This is a genomic window from Laedolimicola ammoniilytica, from assembly GCF_025567165.1.
GTDB classification, from domain to species: Bacteria; Bacillota; Clostridia; order Lachnospirales; family Lachnospiraceae; genus Laedolimicola; species Laedolimicola ammoniilytica.
This window is the reverse complement of the sequence record NZ_JAOQKC010000016.1, coordinates 30788-48397: the sequence shown is the minus strand read 5'-3', so window position 1 is coordinate 48397 and position 17610 is coordinate 30788. Positions and strand designations below refer to the sequence as shown.

The 17610-nt window shown below is 45.2% G+C and carries 12 protein-coding genes, 1 pseudogene and 2 CRISPR repeat arrays; all 13 genes and pseudogenes read right to left on the bottom strand.

Features of this window, described 5'->3' with window-relative positions; genetic code table 11:
• Positions 1-4 precede the first annotated feature (4 nt).
• The 13 genes and pseudogenes from OCV63_RS11990 to OCV63_RS11930 all read right to left on the bottom strand — a co-directional run bounded on the left by OCV63_RS11990 (position 5) and on the right by OCV63_RS11930 (position 17536).
• The gene (locus tag OCV63_RS11990) at positions 5-1267 is read right to left on the bottom strand and encodes a peptidoglycan-binding protein (protein ID WP_158364171.1); all 1263 of its coding nucleotides are present in this window, start codon (positions 1265-1267) and stop codon (positions 5-7) included.
• Positions 1268-1362: 95 nt separating this feature from the next.
• Positions 1363-2688: a family 4 glycosyl hydrolase gene (locus OCV63_RS11985; protein WP_158364221.1), complete on the bottom strand. Its 1326-nt coding sequence runs from the start codon at positions 2686-2688 to the stop codon at positions 1363-1365.
• 8 nt (positions 2689-2696) lie between these two features.
• Positions 2697-4253, bottom strand: coding sequence for a PTS transporter subunit EIIC (locus OCV63_RS11980; protein ID WP_158364169.1), 1557 nt, complete (start codon positions 4251-4253; stop codon positions 2697-2699).
• A 143-nt stretch (positions 4254-4396) separates the two neighbouring features.
• Positions 4397-5146: a MurR/RpiR family transcriptional regulator gene (locus tag OCV63_RS11975; protein WP_262670838.1), complete on the bottom strand. Its 750-nt coding sequence runs from the start codon at positions 5144-5146 to the stop codon at positions 4397-4399.
• 79 nt (positions 5147-5225) lie between these two features.
• Positions 5226-5720: a Uma2 family endonuclease gene (locus OCV63_RS11970; protein ID WP_262670842.1), complete on the bottom strand. Its 495-nt coding sequence runs from the start codon at positions 5718-5720 to the stop codon at positions 5226-5228.
• Positions 5721-7031: 1311 nt separating this feature from the next.
• Positions 7032-7663: direct repeats of the CRISPR family, unit length 33 nt; unit sequence ATTTCAATCCACGCCCCCCGCGAGGGGAGCGAC.
• Between the two features lie 100 nt (positions 7664-7763).
• A CRISPR array of direct repeats spans positions 7764-8608; the repeat unit is 33 nt; unit sequence ATTTCAATCCACGCCCCCCGCGAGGGGAGCGAC.
• A gap of 165 nt (positions 8609-8773) precedes the next feature.
• Entirely contained in the window at positions 8774-9064 is a 291-nt protein-coding gene (cas2, locus tag OCV63_RS11965; protein ID WP_158364165.1) for a CRISPR-associated endonuclease Cas2, read from the bottom strand.
• A gap of 8 nt (positions 9065-9072) precedes the next feature.
• Positions 9073-10104 (bottom strand): annotated as a pseudogene (gene cas1c / locus OCV63_RS11960) (type I-C CRISPR-associated endonuclease Cas1c).
• Positions 10101-10763 (bottom strand): CRISPR-associated protein Cas4, encoded by a 663-nt coding sequence (cas4, locus tag OCV63_RS11955; RefSeq protein ID WP_158364163.1) that lies wholly within the window; start codon positions 10761-10763, stop codon positions 10101-10103. Before cas4 ends, cas1c begins: the two are co-directional and overlap by 4 nt.
• Complete coding sequence (gene cas7c, locus OCV63_RS11950) at positions 10763-11674, bottom strand: type I-C CRISPR-associated protein Cas7/Csd2 (RefSeq protein WP_158364161.1); 912 nt, start codon at positions 11672-11674, stop codon at positions 10763-10765. The genes cas4 and cas7c overlap by 1 nt, the downstream gene beginning before the upstream one ends.
• Positions 11675-13405, bottom strand: a complete 1731-nt coding sequence (cas8c, locus tag OCV63_RS11945; protein ID WP_158364159.1) for a type I-C CRISPR-associated protein Cas8c/Csd1 — start codon at positions 13403-13405, stop codon at positions 11675-11677.
• Positions 13402-14064, bottom strand: coding sequence for a type I-C CRISPR-associated protein Cas5c (gene cas5c / locus OCV63_RS11940; RefSeq protein ID WP_158364158.1), 663 nt, complete (start codon positions 14062-14064; stop codon positions 13402-13404). The genes cas8c and cas5c overlap by 4 nt, the downstream gene beginning before the upstream one ends.
• A 314-nt stretch (positions 14065-14378) precedes the next feature.
• Complete coding sequence (gene cas3 / locus OCV63_RS11935; protein ID WP_158364157.1) at positions 14379-16529, bottom strand: CRISPR-associated helicase Cas3'; 2151 nt, start codon at positions 16527-16529, stop codon at positions 14379-14381.
• A 149-nt stretch (positions 16530-16678) separates the two neighbouring features.
• Complete coding sequence (locus OCV63_RS11930) at positions 16679-17536, bottom strand: hypothetical protein (protein ID WP_158364156.1); 858 nt, start codon at positions 17534-17536, stop codon at positions 16679-16681.
• Between the last annotated feature and the right edge of the window lie 74 nt (positions 17537-17610).

Sequence of the window (17610 nt, the reverse complement as noted above, 5' to 3'; positions counted from 1 at the left end):
TGTTCTAATTCAGCTCCGCGATTCTGGACACGCCTACATAGATCTCCGAAATCTTATACCAGGTCCGATAATCCACCACCCCGGTCTGGGGCAATCCAAAGATAGACTGAAACGTCCGCACGCTCTCCGCCGTGGCCGGGCCGTAGATACCATCCTCGGAGACGGTCGGAATCGCCGGATAGTTCCGCGCAATCCGGTTTAACTGCTCCTGTAGCTGCAGTACCTTCTGCCCGGAAGCTCCCTCCGTCAGCTCGTAGCCGGGCCAGGAATACGGCACGCCAGAGATCTCCTCCGCTGTATTGATATACATGGACTCCCCGTAATAATTCCGCAGAATCTCAATGGCCATATAGCCCTGCTCGCCCAGAGACTGACTTCCCCACTGACTCATCCAGTTGGGACAGTTCACCCGTCGGCCATCGCAGTATTGGGTCAGGATGGGCTGCTTCACATTGGGCCGGGACAGATAGTCCGCGAAGAGCTCATCAACGATCAGAGAGATGTTTTCAAAAATGTTTCGGTTATGGATCCATTTGTGGTCGAATGCTGTGGACGAGGTAATCGTAAAGTCGTAGCCCTTGTTTCTATACCACTCGGTATACACCCGGTTAAGCGTAAAGGACATAATTGCCAGCACATTGGCGCGGATGGCCGCGTCGGTCCAGGTGGCGTAGATTTCGCTGCAGGCCACATTTTTGATGTAATCCCGGTAGCGGACCCAGTAGTCTGACGCGGAGCTGTCCGAGGGCGCGCCGTCATGGACGATGACGTACTCCGGCACCACCACACGGCTCAGGACAATCTCCCCGCTCTCGCCCACCGGCTTAATCTCCGCCTCCGCGATCTTCGGCGGATAATTCCCGAACAGGGTATGAGCTCCGATGACATAGCGCTCATACTCTTCTCCCTGCCGGGGCTGCATCCGAATCTCCTGAATGGCCGTCACCTCCGGCAGAATCTCAGTTCCTGCGATCTCCACCGGCTCATACCCCGGTGCGGTCACCGACAGGGTATATTCCGAGTAGGGCTGGGGCTCGCTTGGCTCCACACTGTACTCCAGCGGCGGCGCGGCCAGCTCCACCTCATCGGTCTGCCCGGAACTGTTGGTCGTCAGCTCCTCCATGGTCTGATCCGGCTCTCCGGTATAAGAGATAGCCACCTTCGCCCCCGGAATCGGATGCGCGCCTAGGGCGGAAGTAATATGAATCTGCAGCTTCCCGTAGTCCGGCAGGTCGGACTGCATGGCTTTTACTCTAAAATTTTGCATAATGGTTTCCTGTATGAATTTTTTCTATAATATATGCAAAGAAATGTAAAAAAAGCCATAATGAAACTATTTTCTCATCATGGCTTTTCGCGATTCTACTTTAATACCCAATAATCTTTTGAAACCAACTGAAAATCATCTAAGATGGCTTTTGCTTTTTCCGGATCAATAACTGTTCTGTTTAACGTCAGAGCTTCCAGCGCCTTTTTATAGTCCTGCTCAATAAACGCGTCTACCGTCAAGCTCTCATATGCGTATTGATTTTCCATCAGGCCTTTGTAAAACATGTCGATGTTTCCAAAGTAATAACCTTCTGCTCCATTTTTCCCGATTGTTCCTGCAACTTCTACAATTGCGTCCTTTTCAAAATTAGGAATAATGCCGTTATTTTTTACCAGAACAATAAACTCATTATGGAGATCGTATGCTATGGATTCCGCCACTTCTACCATCAGTTTACCAAAGACCCCATTGGTAAGCATGGTAATTCCGTCCATTGTATCTCGTCCGACGGCCTGTCCGCAAACCTCAAATACTTCTTTCTCTCGACTGTCCCGCGCTTCATCCACTCTGGTATACTGTGGATTACTTTCCTGCACAATTTCATCCGGGAAGAAATAATACTGTAAATATGTGGTCGGAATGTACTCATCAAAGTACTGCATATACTTGTTAACTCTTACATATGTATCCAGCCAGGATTTTGATCTCTGCTCCGCATTAAATGGCTTAAAATCATGATTTTTCAGATAATCCCGCAACTGATCAAAATAATTATTTCCTGCTGTATCAAATAAATCTGTAAACCAGCCAAAATGATTCAATCCAAAATATCTTGCCCTTAATGTTTCCTGCGGAATCCCCAGGATTTTTGCAAAAGACTTCATCAGAGAAAATGGCTGATCACATAAATTTAAAATTCGTTTATCATCCGGAAATAACCGATCCAATCCAAGCGCTACAATAGCTGCCGGATTTGTATAATTCAGAATCCAGGTATCTTTCGAATAAGAACGAACCTTTTCCACCATTTCCTTCATGGCTCCCAGAGAGCGCATCCCGTAGGAAAATCCTCCCGGTCCGCAGGTTTCCTGTCCTACCAGTCCGTATTTTAAAGGCATTTTTTCATCATAGCTTCTCATTTTGCCTTTTCCGACCCTCATCTGACAAAACACAAAGTCGGTATGACAATACGCAACATCCATATCTGTAGTAAATACAACCTCTACTTCCGGATAATAAGTTTTGAGAACCAGTTCGTCATATGCCTGCATTTTTCCCATACGTTCATTATCAATATCGTAAAATATGATTTTCGTAAGCGGAAAACGTTCTTTCATCTCAATCAGATTGCCTACCAGAGCCGGCACTCTGGCGCTGCCTGCTCCCGCAATCGTAATGATATGTTTTTTTCTGTTCATTGTCATTTCTATCTTATCTCCAATCTGTCATCTACTGCATTTCTTACAAACTCAACCAATGGACCAAACACAATATGAATATGCTGCGGAGCCGGGAAAAATACGCCTGAGCAGCCTGATTCACTCAGCTTTTTCTTATCAATTTTCTTAATATCTTCCACGTCAATTCTCAATCGGGTGATACAATTATCTACATTTTTGATATTTTCTTTTCCACCGAGCGCTTCAATAACTATCTCCGCAATTTTGTCATACTTCTTTTCTTTAATCAGCGTATTGTCCAAAGATGGAGCGTCCTCACGTCCCGGCGTTTTTATGTCGAATTTCAAGATAAACCATTTAAATACCAGATAGGTTACAACTGACACGACAAGACCGATCAGGACAAAGAATATCCAGTTTGTTTTTTCATACAATAAACCAAAAATTGCAAAGTCAAAAATGGTGCCACGGATATATCCAATCGCAACATGGGCAAAGCTCAAAGCAACTGCTCCGATTCCTATGATACAAGCATAAATAACATACAGAATTGGAGAAATGAATACAAAAGAGAACTCCAACGGTTCCGTAACATTTCCCAACAGCGCAGTAACTACACAGGTGATCATCAATGATTTTACCAGCGGTTTATTTTTCTTATAGGCTGTCTGATACATAGCAAGCGCAATCGCCGGAAATGCAAACATTGTACACAGCATCTGCTGCTGTGCCATAAATCTGGTCAGTTTTGGCATCATGGACCAATATTCACTGGACGGTCCAAGATTAAACAAAATCTCATTCATGGCCGGAACCACGCCTACATATGTTTCACCGTTAATCACATAACTTCCTCCAGCTTCCGTGAAACGGAACAGAGAATTCCATAAATGATGAAGACCAAAGGGAATAAATACCCTTTCCCCTGCTGCTGTAAAAAATGGTCCTACCGGAGACAGAAATATAACGGATAATTTAGTAAGTCCCTTTACAAAGAACTGCCACACAAACGGAACCGTCAGACCAAATGCTGACATCAGCAGAATACAGATAATAGAGACTGATTTTTTACCCGCAAAAAATGCGAATGCAACCGGTAACTCAAGATTATAAAACTTGTCGGTAGCCCATGCCGCTATCAGACCTGCGACGATTCCGCCCAGCGCGTTTATATTTAACGTCTGAATTCCAAGGATTTGAATCTGTCCTACCTGACTCATCGTTTCCGGATCTGCCAGATTGCCCGTTACCTTCAACCACACATTCATGGCAATCAGCATAACCAGATAACCAATAACAGAGGCAAATGTTGCAATTCCCTTGTCTTTCTTACTCATTCCATATGCGACGCCCATCGCAAACAGCAACGGGATATTATCAAAGATAATACTTGCAATTGTTCTGATACTTACTAAGATCGTGTTGACAACCGGAGTCCCTAAAAATGGAAATCTTGCTATCATATAGCTTTGTACAAGAGCTCCCGTAATTCCCAATACCATACCTACTGGCGCCATAACGCCAATTGGCAATAACAAGGTTCTTCCGAATTTCTGTATTGCCTGATTATATTTCTTTAACATTCTTCTTCTCCCATACTTATTTTTTGGTTAACCATGAACTAATTATAAAAAGATATTTCCTGCCATACAATAAAAAAGCTGTGACATAGATTGTTTTTCAATACTAATGTCACAACTTCTGACTTATGTCATTTCTGCCATTTTCATTTAAATATATTTTCTTCGTACATTTCCTTTACAATTGTTACCAGCATATCAATCACGACAAACATTCCCAGCCTTGAATTAATATCATTTTCTCTGGTATCTGCATTTTCTGCGGAACAATATAAGGTATAATCCGCCAATCGTCCAATCGTACTGGAAAAAAAGCCAGTCAGGGCAATTACCGTTGCAGATCTGGCTTTTGCAATTCTTGCCACTTCGACTATTTTTCTTGTTTCGCCTGATAAAGAAATTAAAATTACAGATTCGTTCATATTAATTTTTTTGATAACTGTAGAATTCAGATTGTAATCCCGTAAATTAATACACTTAATTCCTATCAGTAAAAGTAAATGTTCCAGATAATCTGCCGCAGCTTTACTTGTTCCTCTGGCAACAATATATACTGTTTTTGTCTTGATAATAGCAGACGCCACCCTTTTCAGACACTGCCGATCTACCACTGCCATCGTCTTCTTTACCTGATCAAGACACTGAAATTGTATATCCTCATAGGTTCTTTGGCTCTGTTCTTCCTGCCTGCCTTTTAAATAATATTTCAGATCTCCAAAGCCATCAAACCCCAATTTCTGACACATATTAATCACAACTGTTTTTGAAACCGCCGTCTCTTCAGCCAGATCATTTATCTTCATAACAGAAACTTTTTCCTGGTTCTGAAATACATACGTAAAAACATTTCTTTCACTGTCTGTTAAATTTTCATACTCACCGATAAACTTCTCCACATGTATCCCCCCTGCACGCTTCCGTTTCTTTCTCCATTATATTTGATCTCTGAGTGAAAGTAAAGGCGTCGAATCTCTCCTACTCTATCGTAATCTCAAGGTCCTCGTATATCCCTGCCTTTACCGGCTCGCCGAATTTGTATATTACCGGGAATCCTTCTTCCTCGCGCTTATAAACTACGGTCACCTCGCGCACCGGATCCACAATCCAGTATTCCCGGACACCATTGTTCATGTACAGGTTTGCTTTTTGCAGGTAATCCCTCATTCTGCTGGAAAGAGAGACTATCTCTATCACCCAATCGGGTGCTCCGTGACAGCCTTTTTCGTCTACCTTATTCGGATCGCATATTACCATAAGATCTGGTTCTACAAAATCCTCTCCCCATTTTTCATTTTTCAGGAACACACCAAACGGTGCATAAAACACCTCGCACTTCCCCTTTTTCGATTCAATATAGGAATCTATCTTTCTAAGCAAGAAATGCGATAATCTCTGGTGTCTTGTACTGGGTGTCGCCAACATGTACATTTGTCCATCTATCAGCTCTGCCTGTTCTCCTTCCTTTATTATATTTGATTCTTATGCCAAAGTAAAGGCGTCGCTATCTTTTGTGGGCTCACAATCTCTGGAATATTTGGAGTGATTCACTCCCTGAACTTTTTCAGATAATGATGATAAATTCAGACTAGCATAATTTTACATCATCGTCAAATATTTTTGTTCGACAAATATAATGTGGTATATTACAAATTCCAATCCTCGCTCCCGCAAGGGGAGCGACTTCGCTTCAACGTTTTCTGAATTATATAATATAACATTTCAATCCACGCCCCTGCGAGGGGAGCGACACCAGTCCACATTGCCAAAAGAATAGATAACATCGTATTTCAATCCACGCTCCCGTGAGGGGAGCGACAGTTTGTGGAACGCTATACAAACCCTCTAACTGATTTCAATCCACGCTCCCGCGAGGGGAGCGACTGCCGTAATATATATTTTACTCATTTGAATCCTCCAATTTCAATCCACGCTCCCGCGAGGGGAGCGACATGAGCGATACGGATACAAGAGAAATCCTATATATTTCAATCCACGCTCCCGCGAGGGGAGCGACCACCGTAATGCTGTTCAGGATAAATCGGTCCCGGTTATTTCAATCCGCGCTCCCGCGAGGGGAGCGACTTTCCATCGGCTTTCACGCTCAATAAGAGCTTCCACATTTCAATCCACGCTCCCGCGAGGGGAGCGACACCGTACAAGCCGGGAGATATCCTGTATGTTCGGATTTCAATCCACGCTCCCGCGAGGGGAGCGACGAAGATCCACCCGGCGCAGAAGCCTGTTGCAGTCCTATTTCAATCCACGCTCCCGCGAGGGGAGCGACGGAGTGGTGGACGGACGAAAAAATGAGGCTGGAAATTTCAATCCACGCTCCCGCGAGGGGAGCGACCTTGTGGGATTTCAGCACATAGATCTTTCGCTGAAATTTCAATCCACGCTCCCGCGAGGGGAGCGACTTTGAATGACGGCGAAACAATACACATTTATAGACCATTTCAATCCACGCTCCCGCGAGGGGAGCGACGAAATGTTGTCGGCATTTCTCGCAGTTGTGGAAATTTCAATCCACGCTCCCGCGAGGGGAGCGACGGCTGTTACATTTTCAGTTCCTTCCAGTCCGAAACATTTCAATCCACGCTCCCGCGAGGGGAGCGACTGGAGGGTGCGATCCGCGGTGCACTGCGAGGATTATTTCAATCCACGCTCCCGCGAGGGGAGCGACTGCGCAGAATTAGGGTTGTCCGTCAACACAGAGATTTCAATCCACGCTCCCGCGAGGGGAGCGACGGAGGGTGCGATCCGCGGTGCACTGCGAGGATTATTTCAATCCACGCCCCCCGCGAGGGGAGCGACATTCAGATCCTGGACGTCGTTATAAAAGCGCTCATTTCAATCCACGCCCCCCGCGAGGGGAGCGACAACTTTTGCGGACGGATTCACGATGACTTTTCTATTTCAATCCACGCCCCCCGCGAGGGGAGCGACTGGATCGCCGTTATCCGGATGAGGATCCGGAAGAATTTCAATCCACGCCCCCCGCGAGGGGAGCGACTTGTAATTCGTGTTGTTATAGCCCAACTCTGACAATTTCAATCCACGCCCCCCGCGAGGGAAGCGACGTAAACGGCGTGTGCCGCGTAGTTGTTCCATCATTATTTCAATCCACGCCCCCCGCGAGGGGAGCGACTATAACCGACCTGCGCAACGTTGTGACTGTACAATTTCAATCCACGCCCCCCGCGAGGGGAGCGACGAGGGTACACTTGCAGGACACAAACGAGATCCGATTTCAATCCACGCCCCCCGCGAGGGGAGCGACTGTACCAGAACAATAACCCGCACATTACAATAGATTTCAATCCATGCCCCCCGCGAGGGGAGCGACCATCCCCTGCAAGTCGCTCCAGAGAGTTTCGGAAATTTCAATCCACGCCCCCCGCGAGGGGAGCGACAAAGAGAGGTAATGTATTATGGCAACGAGTTTGAATTTCAATCCACGCCCCCCCGCGAGGGGAGCGACACGTTCCACCCGAAATCGTTGTTCAATGATTTAATTTCAATCCACGCCCCCCGCGAGGGGAGCGACCATATTGTCCCATGCGCTCGCAGTTTCGATATCAAATTTCAATCCACGCCCCCCGCGAGGGGAGCGACATGCGCTTGGCCAGTATTATAATACATTTTGGCACATTTCAATCCACGCCCCCCGCGAGGGGAGCGACACGCTATGAATGGGGGAGTTTACATTGAGTAAGAATTTCAATCCACGCCCCCCGCGAGGGGAGCGACTAACTTTTCCCCGAAACTGTTCGATTGTGCCGTAATTTCAATCCACGCCCCCCGCGAGGGGAGCGACTAGTCACAAGCCACCCCTCCCGGTTTTTGCGGTGATTTCAATCCACGCCCCCCGCGAGGGGAGCGACGGTGAACGTCTTGCAGAATCAATACTTGGAGTTAGCATTTCAATCCACGCCCCCCGCGAGGGGAGCGACTTCACAGGCGTTGTCAGCGTGTCCTCATATTCGCGATTTCAATCCACGCCCCCCGCGAGGGGAGCGACACACGTCGCTTCCATCGTCATTCGTACTTGCATTATTTCAATCCACGCCCCCCGCGAGGGGAGCGACTGTAATTCGTGTTGTTATAGCCCAGCTCCGACAGATTTCAATCCACGCCCCCCGCGAGGGGAGCGACTAAATTGGCACGCAGTCCACATCAATTACTTTTTGATTTCAATCCACGCCCCCCGCGAGGGGAGCGACGACCTCTCTTCGCACGTATCCTGTTGAGGTTAGTGATTTCAATCCACGCCCCCCGCGAGGGGAGCGACCAATCCTTTCGAATTAACAACACCGAAAGCAAATATTTCAATCCACGCCCCCCGCGAGGGGAGCGACAGCAATTTTTACCTAAAATCTTATCTAATTCTCAGCAAAAATTGTTTAAAACTTTTAAAATCATTAAACATTTCGATTTTACAGAACATATTTAAGCATTCCATGACTTATTTTCAGGTGCGAATCCCTCAGTCCATTTATGTGTCATTGGCTTTCGCACCGAACTTATAAAATAAGCGTCTGATCTGCAGCAATCCCTCTGTCTACTCCAATATGTTCTATCTTTGTTTGATATTTGTTTCCTAAATAATAAATGCGAAGACTATCCTTCTCTGGATCAATAATATCCGCAAGGATTGCTTTCAAGGTAATACTCTGCGCATTATCCAGGAGGCACTCAAATACCGAATTTTGCACTCTTCTGCCATAATTGACACACTGCTTTGCGACTTTCCGCAGCCTTGTCTTTCCGGCCGCATTTTCGGTATTCACATCATACGTAATTAATACTAACATTCCACACCTCATTTCCACAGAAAAACCGGATAGCCATCCAAATCGCCACGCAAAAAACGTGCCAGCAACATTGCCTGAACATAAGGAACCATTCCCCACTCCACCTTTTCCTGTAAAAACGGATGCGTTATGAACTCCTTTTTTCTGTTCTGCCATTCCGTCAATATCAGTCTGCGTCCATTGTCATCAAGAAGTACCGCACCGTTTTCCTTCTATGTAAAATTTTTGCCTGTAATCATTTTCTTATTCACTAACGACAACACAAACCGATCTGCCAGAACTGCCCTGAGTTCTTCCATCATATCCAGTGCTAACGAAACTCTGCCGGGTCGTTCTGTATGAAGGTAACCGACACAGGGATCCAGCCCTACACTTTCCAGTGCAGACGTCTCCATATTGGTCAGCAATGTATAAACAAATGACAGCATTGCATTCATCTTATCCATAGGCGGTCTTCTATTCCTGCCCTGAAACGTAAAATCCTTTTTCTGCTGCAGGATCAGTTCGTCAAATACTCCAAAGTAAATACTGGCCGCTTCTCCTTCATATCCTCTGAGTTCGTCCTTTGATGTACTGCTCCGAACCATCGCAATAGAATTTTTTAACAGTTCAGACGCCTTTTTTACACGCTCCGCATCTATCTGCATAGCGTGATCCCGAATAGCCCGCTCCAGAACCCAGCGCGCATTATGTACCTTTCCCAGAATGCAACTCTTAGCAATCTCCAGCGCGATTGTATCGTCGTTACTGCTCTCGTACTGCTGCTTACGCAGAACTACATTTCCCCGTGTTTTTCCTGTAACGCGCGCCAGGAATTTCCCCTGAGGAGTCATATAGCACAGGGAAATATTTTTTTCTGCGCAGGCTCCCATAAGCGCCGGACTGGTTCCACGATAACCAAAGGATACAATTCCTTCCAGATTATGCAACGGGACTCTTCCCAGTTCGCTTTCCTTCTCATAAATAACAATATTCTCACCGTCTAATGACAGATAACTGTTTTCGGAAGTAACATATAACGTGTTCAATAATTTTTTCATACATCTTCCTCCAGCGCCTGGTCCAGATACATTTTCACAGAACCGTTTTTTCCAAGTTTTGGAAGGCAGACATCTTTCAACGAGCATGCTGTACATTTCTTGCCCGGTTTTACCTTCGGCGTATACTGTCGCTTATAATATTGATGCATCTCCTGAAACATTTCTTTTACTTCATTGCGGAGCTCTTCCGTTATTTTCACAGGTTCACGCCGTCTTGTTTCCCCGTAGAACAAAGCCCCCTCTGAAATATGCGTGGAAAGCATTTCCTCCAGGCACATTGCCTGTGCGGTCAGCTGCAATCTGTCTTCTTCCGTAATTTTAGGCTTTCCTTTTTTGTATTCTATCGGATAAACAGAAAAGTTGCCTCGATGTCCATACAGGCGAATTCCCTCCTCACATCGGTGAAACTCTACTACGTCGCATTCACCAGTGACGCCCATTTTTCTGGACGCCACCGGCATAGCCCGCGCAATGATGATATCTTTTCGTTTTTCTGTAAGATAGGGATCGTGTACTTTTTTATGCATCAATTCACCAATAACTGTGTGTTCATTCTCTGCCCACTGCTGTTCTATGTGAATCAACGCCCACTGCCTTTTACAGAACCTGAAATGCTGAATTCCGGATATCATAAGATAATCGTCTTCTGTGTATTCCATCAATTTATCCTTCTTACTTCTACGGAATCAGGAATCTGTTCTTTGTGAACCGTTACGATATAATCCTGATATTTTTTGGGGTATTCCACATCTTCCTTTCTCTTTACTTCTACCGCATCGAATAATTTGTACGCCGGACAATCTCCCAATTCCTTACTGTGCTTAAAGACAATCAACTCCCGTACTGCCATATTTCCCCTTGCAGCAGAATGATCTATTTCAAACATATTGAGAATTGCTTCCCACAACAGTTCCAGATCTTCTTCCGAAAAGCCGGTTACTTTTCGCGCCAGATTTGCAGAAATATATCCCTCCGCGCGATAAAGTCCATAAGGAACGATCGTCTTTCTGCCCATTTCTGTATTTTTGTTTTCCGCATCTTTTTCAGTAGTGATAGCAACTCTCGTAATTGTCACCTCCTGACCGATAATCGGATCAACGCTGCGGGCGAAACCAATCTGAACAGGACCTCTTACCTGACCACAGTTCAAAGAGGCTTTGACAAAAGTAGTCATTACGGCTCCAAAAGTACGAATGTCATAGAAATTCCGGCACATATAATCCTTCAGCTTAAGATCTGCGTCCGGATCATCTTTCTTTAATTTCTTCAATTCTTCCGTTACCTTTTTTTCCTCTGTTTCCCTGATTCCCAGATCTGCGCAGGCCTCTCTGTCACTGCGGTTCAAAGGTACAGACTCTTTGATGTAAATTTTATATCCCTGCGCATCCTCTTTTACCGTTTCCACATAATTGCGAATCTTGCGCTTCAGGCAAACATCTGTTACCAGTCCCAGTCCACTCTCCGGATCGATTCTGGGCATATTGCCTGCGTCGGGGTCGCCATTTGGATTTCCATTTTCCACGTCAAATAATATCACGAACTCGTATCTATTTTTAATCGCTTCACTCATTTATTTTTCCTCCCCTTTTTCATATCTTTTCTGCTGCTGATGATAGTAACCCAGCGTAAATTGTCCCTGCTGCTCCAATGATAACCGTTTTGGAAATTCCTCCAGTCTCCCCATGATATCTGTCAGCTGTTTTTCATAATAAATTTTTGCGCCCCCTTTATCTCTTTCCAGCTTCTTGATATGACTGTTTTTCAATTTGATCAACACCGGGAATACGCTTGCAGGTGTTGCACAGGCGGAATTAAAATACCGATCCCGGATTGTCGTTGTGATTGATGGATTTGCTTCTTTCTGTATTGCTTCCAGAAGGGAAAATAATCTTCCTAATACATAAGCTGTATCCGTGCATTCTTCCTTTAGTCCCATAAATCTTTCTCCTTTCTTCCACCCATAGTTGCGATTCAGATATGCTTTGATAATAGCGGCTCTCCCCCATGTAATCTTGCCATTCTCTGCCCGTATGCGAATCAAAGTATCTGTATAAAGGCTTGCCGGATATCTGCTTCCTGACAGAATCGCCTGCAATACAAGCGATGACATATTTGAAATGGGTGTTTTATCTTTCGACTTCTGGTTCACGGTCTCATTCAGCATATCGCGAATTCCCAAATAATCCTGCTCTGCCCAGGCCGGTTTTACAATGCTGAGCCGCTCATAATGTTCCGCAATATTCTGCAATATCTTCCCAAATGAATTCATGTAAAAAAATCGTACCGATAAGCGAGCCGCATTGGGCGCCAACGCCAGGATATAAAATTTCTGTTCCGGATCCATCTCTGCGTTTTCCAGATATACCTTCGTATCTTCTTTTAAACTATCAAAAATATCCTTTAATTTTTTTTGATTATCTTTGGTCGGTCTCAGGATATCAAAAAAGCACTTCTGATATTCTTCTTTTCCGCTTTCTGCCCAGTACACCACCATGGCGTCGCCCAGAGAAAAGGTATAGTCTCTCTGTGTCAAAAGATAATTTAATGCTGTCGTATAGGCAAATTCCGCATATTTCCCCACCGGTGCATTGTAGCTCTGTTCTTTTCCATAAGACTCAAATGCCGGGGCATTAAAAGATACCAATGCCGCTCCGCTGGACTGCGCGCCCGGAACTCCTTTGATCACTTTATGGATTCGGGAAATCTCAGTTTTCCTACCTGTAACAAGACAAAGCCCCTTACGTTCACCATCGTCTTGCTCCCGGTACTGTTCCCAACACGTCCGGATTTCCTCGTCCTCCTGCGCCTCCTGTCCTTCTACGCTGAAAATCAGGTTTCCGCCTTCTGTCAACTTTTCCCAGTTTTCTCGAATAACCGGATGCTGTTCTGCTTTTTGCGGATCCCACTTCTCAAAATAGGCCAAAATCGCGCGGGCTATTTCTCCCTGCGCGTTTTTCAACACGCTCCGGTGCTTTTCTCTTGTGGCCTGAAAGCAATCAATAACACGCTGATTTGTTCCCTGCACATCAATTCCCAGCATATACTTGGAATTATCACACAGGAAATTAGCTGACACACCAGAAGAGCGCGTCACCATTTCCGGGACAATCAGAGATGCTGGTGCCCAGACGGTCTTTTTACCGCGCATTTCTTCTATCTTCCGCGAAGTAACGCCCAGAACGTCTCCATTTTTTGACAAATCAAGTTCGTATGACACTTTGGCCTGACACCAGCCCAGCCCGGATACTTTTCCCTGTCTTTCCAGATTCTCATATTGTTTTACCAATGCCTGCAAGATCATCGTAACACCTCGCATTCTCTTAAATCTATCACACCATGACGCATAACCGCATGGAAAAACATGGGCTGAATATTTTCCGGTTCGCTGTAATCCATATCGTATAACATAAGTCCCAAATCTTTTTCCGGCACTTCATCATAAGCGGTATGGATCTCTTCTTCCTCGCAGAGAGCGAAATTCGCCGGAAATTCTCTGCATCCGAGACAAGGCATCTGGAAGCACTCTCCCCTTCGCAATCGCCGCATAATGATATCCTTAAATTTACCCGGATTATCCGACGCGTTTGCCTTGTCTGTCATTTCAAAATGCGCCTCTATCACATAGGAAACATTACACAACATCAGCGCTGCTCTCTGGACAATGTCCTCCCTGGCGCTGATATACAACGGCTTGTCTGCGCCATTGTACGCCTGCAGCACATTGCTTGCCAGAATTTTGCTTTTTACTTCGTTCCGCCGTACACTTGTAAAACAAACAGGATTTTTCACATAGATTTTATCGATGACCCACCTCATACCTGGATGCCAGTATACGGCGTCCAGGATGCCACGGGCCGCCGAGGGGGTAATGACGTCATAGCTGTAGCGTTCTGTCTTAAGCTCCGGTCTTGAAAACAATGCGTAATCACCCCATACATGCACCTTTACTCCAATTCCCATTTTATTTTCACCTTCTTTCATCGTTAAACTATTACTCTCATCTACAGTATCTGCGAGATAACGTTATATTTCGTCCTGCATTTATCTGATAATTAGACTGTATCACATTTATTTTAGAATTGCAATAGTAAATTATTTTTTGTAACATAAATTATAATTGAAATTATACATCGCCTTGAATAAACTACCAAACCTGTGGTACACTATACACGTCAGGGAATCCCTGTGGATTGAAATAATTATAATTTTTGTTATGTTCAAAGAGCGGCGGTACACTTTTTTATGGTGTACCGCCGTTTCCATTCTTCCTTTATTCAGATCAGTATCATTCCGCCCAGTTCCACGTCCAGTTTCATTCCTGTATTTTCCAGATACTGCTCTTTATCCGTAAGCTCGTAAAAATCCTGTGCTCCGTCCACCACCAGACGCAGCATTCCCGCTCTGTACATCTTCTCAAACAGCATTTCTTTCCGACCGTCTCCCCGATAGACATTTACGCAATATTTTCCGGCTTTTCTCATCAATCCCTTTGTCAGTCCCTTTTGCCGAATTTCCTGCAAAAGCTCCTCTGCCTCCGGTTCTCTGTTTACATATACGGTAACTGAATTTTCTTCAATCAGATTAAATTCCCTGGCGACTGTTGCAAAATGGTAATCTCTGTCTTTGAATTTATCTAAAATATCTTTTTTATCCAGGCTCCCGCCCCTGATGTGATAAAGTCTGCGGAAATATTCCGTAATATGCTCCAGGGTTGTAATATCTTTTCCCTCTGCCAACAGACTTTTTGTCGTATCGATCTGCTGCTGTTGTCCCGGTATGTGTTCTTTGTCCTCCCATTGAAATATATGGACCACACTCTCTTTTTTATCTCTGTTCCCATTTCGATTACAGCGTCCTGCTGCCTGAATCATGGAATCCACACCGGCAAGTTCCCGATATACAGACTTAAAATCCAAATCTACTCCCGCCTCTACCAGACTTGTAGAAATAACAATACATTTTTTATCCTTCTCCTTTATCCTGCTGCGGATTTCATTCAGGACTCTCCTTCTGTGTAACGGATACATGCTGGTCGATAAATGATAGATCCCCTCGCCCCGCAGCTGTTCATAAAGTCTCTGCGCTCTTTTCCGTGTATTAACAATACACAGTGCCTGTCCCTCCTGACACAGATTTTCTATCATATTCTCTTCCGTTACCGTTCCCATATTCTGATAAGTAACTCTTTCAAAAAATTGAAACTGTTCCTCTCTTCTTGGACATAATTCTCTGACCGTCTGTTTTCCATGAAAAAACGGAAGCAACGCCGGCTGTGTCGCCGTACACAATACGATGCTGGCTCCATATCGCTGCAGCAATTCCTCCATGATTGCAATACACGGCTTTAAATAATTTGTCGGAAGCATCTGTGCCTCATCAAATATAATCACACTGTTTGCAATATTATGCAGCTTCCGGCATTTCGATGATTTATTGGCATACAGAGATTCAAAAAACTGGACATTTGTAGTCACCACTATCGGTTTATCCCAGTTTTCCGCCGCCAGCTGCATCGGTTTAAATTCCTCTGAGCTTTCATAATCCACATTGCTGTGATTTTCCAATACATTTTCATTCCCCAGTATTTCACGAAATACCTGTGCATTCTGTTCAATAATACTTGTATAGGGAATGACATAGATGATCCGATCCATCTGATTTTTCACGGCATGCTGCAATGCAAATGCCATCGAAGAAATCGTTTTTCCTCCACCGGTAGGCACCGTAAGTTGAAATAACCCCTTACATGATTTACCCTGCTCCAGACAATTTCTAAGGATCTCACTTCGTCTGCCGTTGATGGTTCTATCGTCCCAATCTTCAAGCCATGTAGCTATATGCTCTTTGAATCTGAGTAAAAGATTTTCCATATTCTCCCCGGAATCTCTTTGAGCTACCCCGCCGCTCATGAATTGTTCCGTATCAAGGAAATCTGCATCTACCAGACAGGAGTATAGCATACGGATAAAGGTACTCAATGAGAAATCAAAATCCGCCACCTGTTCCGGCGCAAATGGCTCCGTAGTGATTTTCGGTATCTCTATTTCTTTTTTATATTCGCTGTAATCACAAACCTTTTTTTCAAGTCTGCCCAACAGGCTGGCGGATACTCCTTTTCTCCCGCAATCCGGAAGTCCGGCATGGTGTCCGGCGATACAATAGCTCATCAGGCTATAATATGCTCCCAATTCATTGCTTACCTGCGCCCCTGCCGTAGAGTGATCCACGCGCAGATCCGGATTCTCCTGAATTTTACGCTGAAATTCTGATGAATACTTTCCTATATCGTGAAGTAATCCGCAGTAATATCCCCAGTCTGCTGAGCCGAATTTTGCGGCAAACTTTTCAGCAAGCTTTGCTGTTCCCTGTAAATGTTCTTTTACCGATTGTTTCCTGCTCTCCGTCAGATGTGCATAATAATCCATTGAATTTCCCCATATATGAATCGTCATTTTTTATATTGTACCAAGCCAACGCTCCGACATCTAGATCTAAGTTTCTAAAATAATCCTTTCAAATTCGTGCAAAAACACCCGGCGGAAGGATTCCTTCCGACCGGGTGTCACACCTGTCTTTAACCTGCATAGGGCAGTGATTCAAACAGCTCATTCTCATCTACACCGCCAATTGTATATGCGTAATTTCCTTCTTCGTCCAGATCCACCTGGAAGCTGCCCGGAGTGCCGTCCTCCCTTTCAAAATAGAATACTCCGTCCTCCGAATATGCCGTTGGGGTGATGATATCGCCAGGCTTCAGCTCCGTACTGCCGCCTTCGATCCGGCAGCTGATCTCGCCTGTTACGGTTAGCACAGGCCTGTATCCGTCCGGAGTGCCCCGGAATTCATACAGCGTGCTGTCTGTGGTGAAGCGGCCATTTTCAATGGTGTAAGTCCGGGTACCGCCATAGCTGCCCAGCACGTCTATCTTGGAGGTAATAGAAAATCCGTCCTCGGGATTCTTTGGCATATCACCCAGGGAACCATCTATCACATCTGTCTCAGTGATTCCCTTCTCGTCCGCCCGAAGCAGATAGACCACTCGCCAGTCATTGAAGGTGCCGGTTTCTGTCAGCATATAGATACCGTCCTTCTGAACTACCTCGTAGATACCCTTTACCCCCAGACTTTCATCCAGCTTCAGGGTCTGATCCCCGTATATAGCGTTGACTGCAAGAATCTCATCGTCGTCCGGGTAGGCCTGCTCTGTGGTAATGGTAAATTCTGTTCCGTTTATCTCGGTCGGGATATTGACGGCCAGCGAGGTGACGCTTCCGGATTTTTCGTTCTCGGATATCAGCGGGGTATCGGAATCTGCGGTGTCTTCGGTACCCTGGGAAGGTGTTGTTGTATCCGTATTTGTGTTTCTGGCATTGCAGCCGGCCAGCAGGGCTGCGGTCAGCAATATGCATAGCAATATCTTTTTTCTCTTCATATTCTTGCGCCTCCTGTTTCTGTTATCTTAGCGCATTTTTCCGTAGCTTCGTTTAAATTTTTATGAAGATTTTT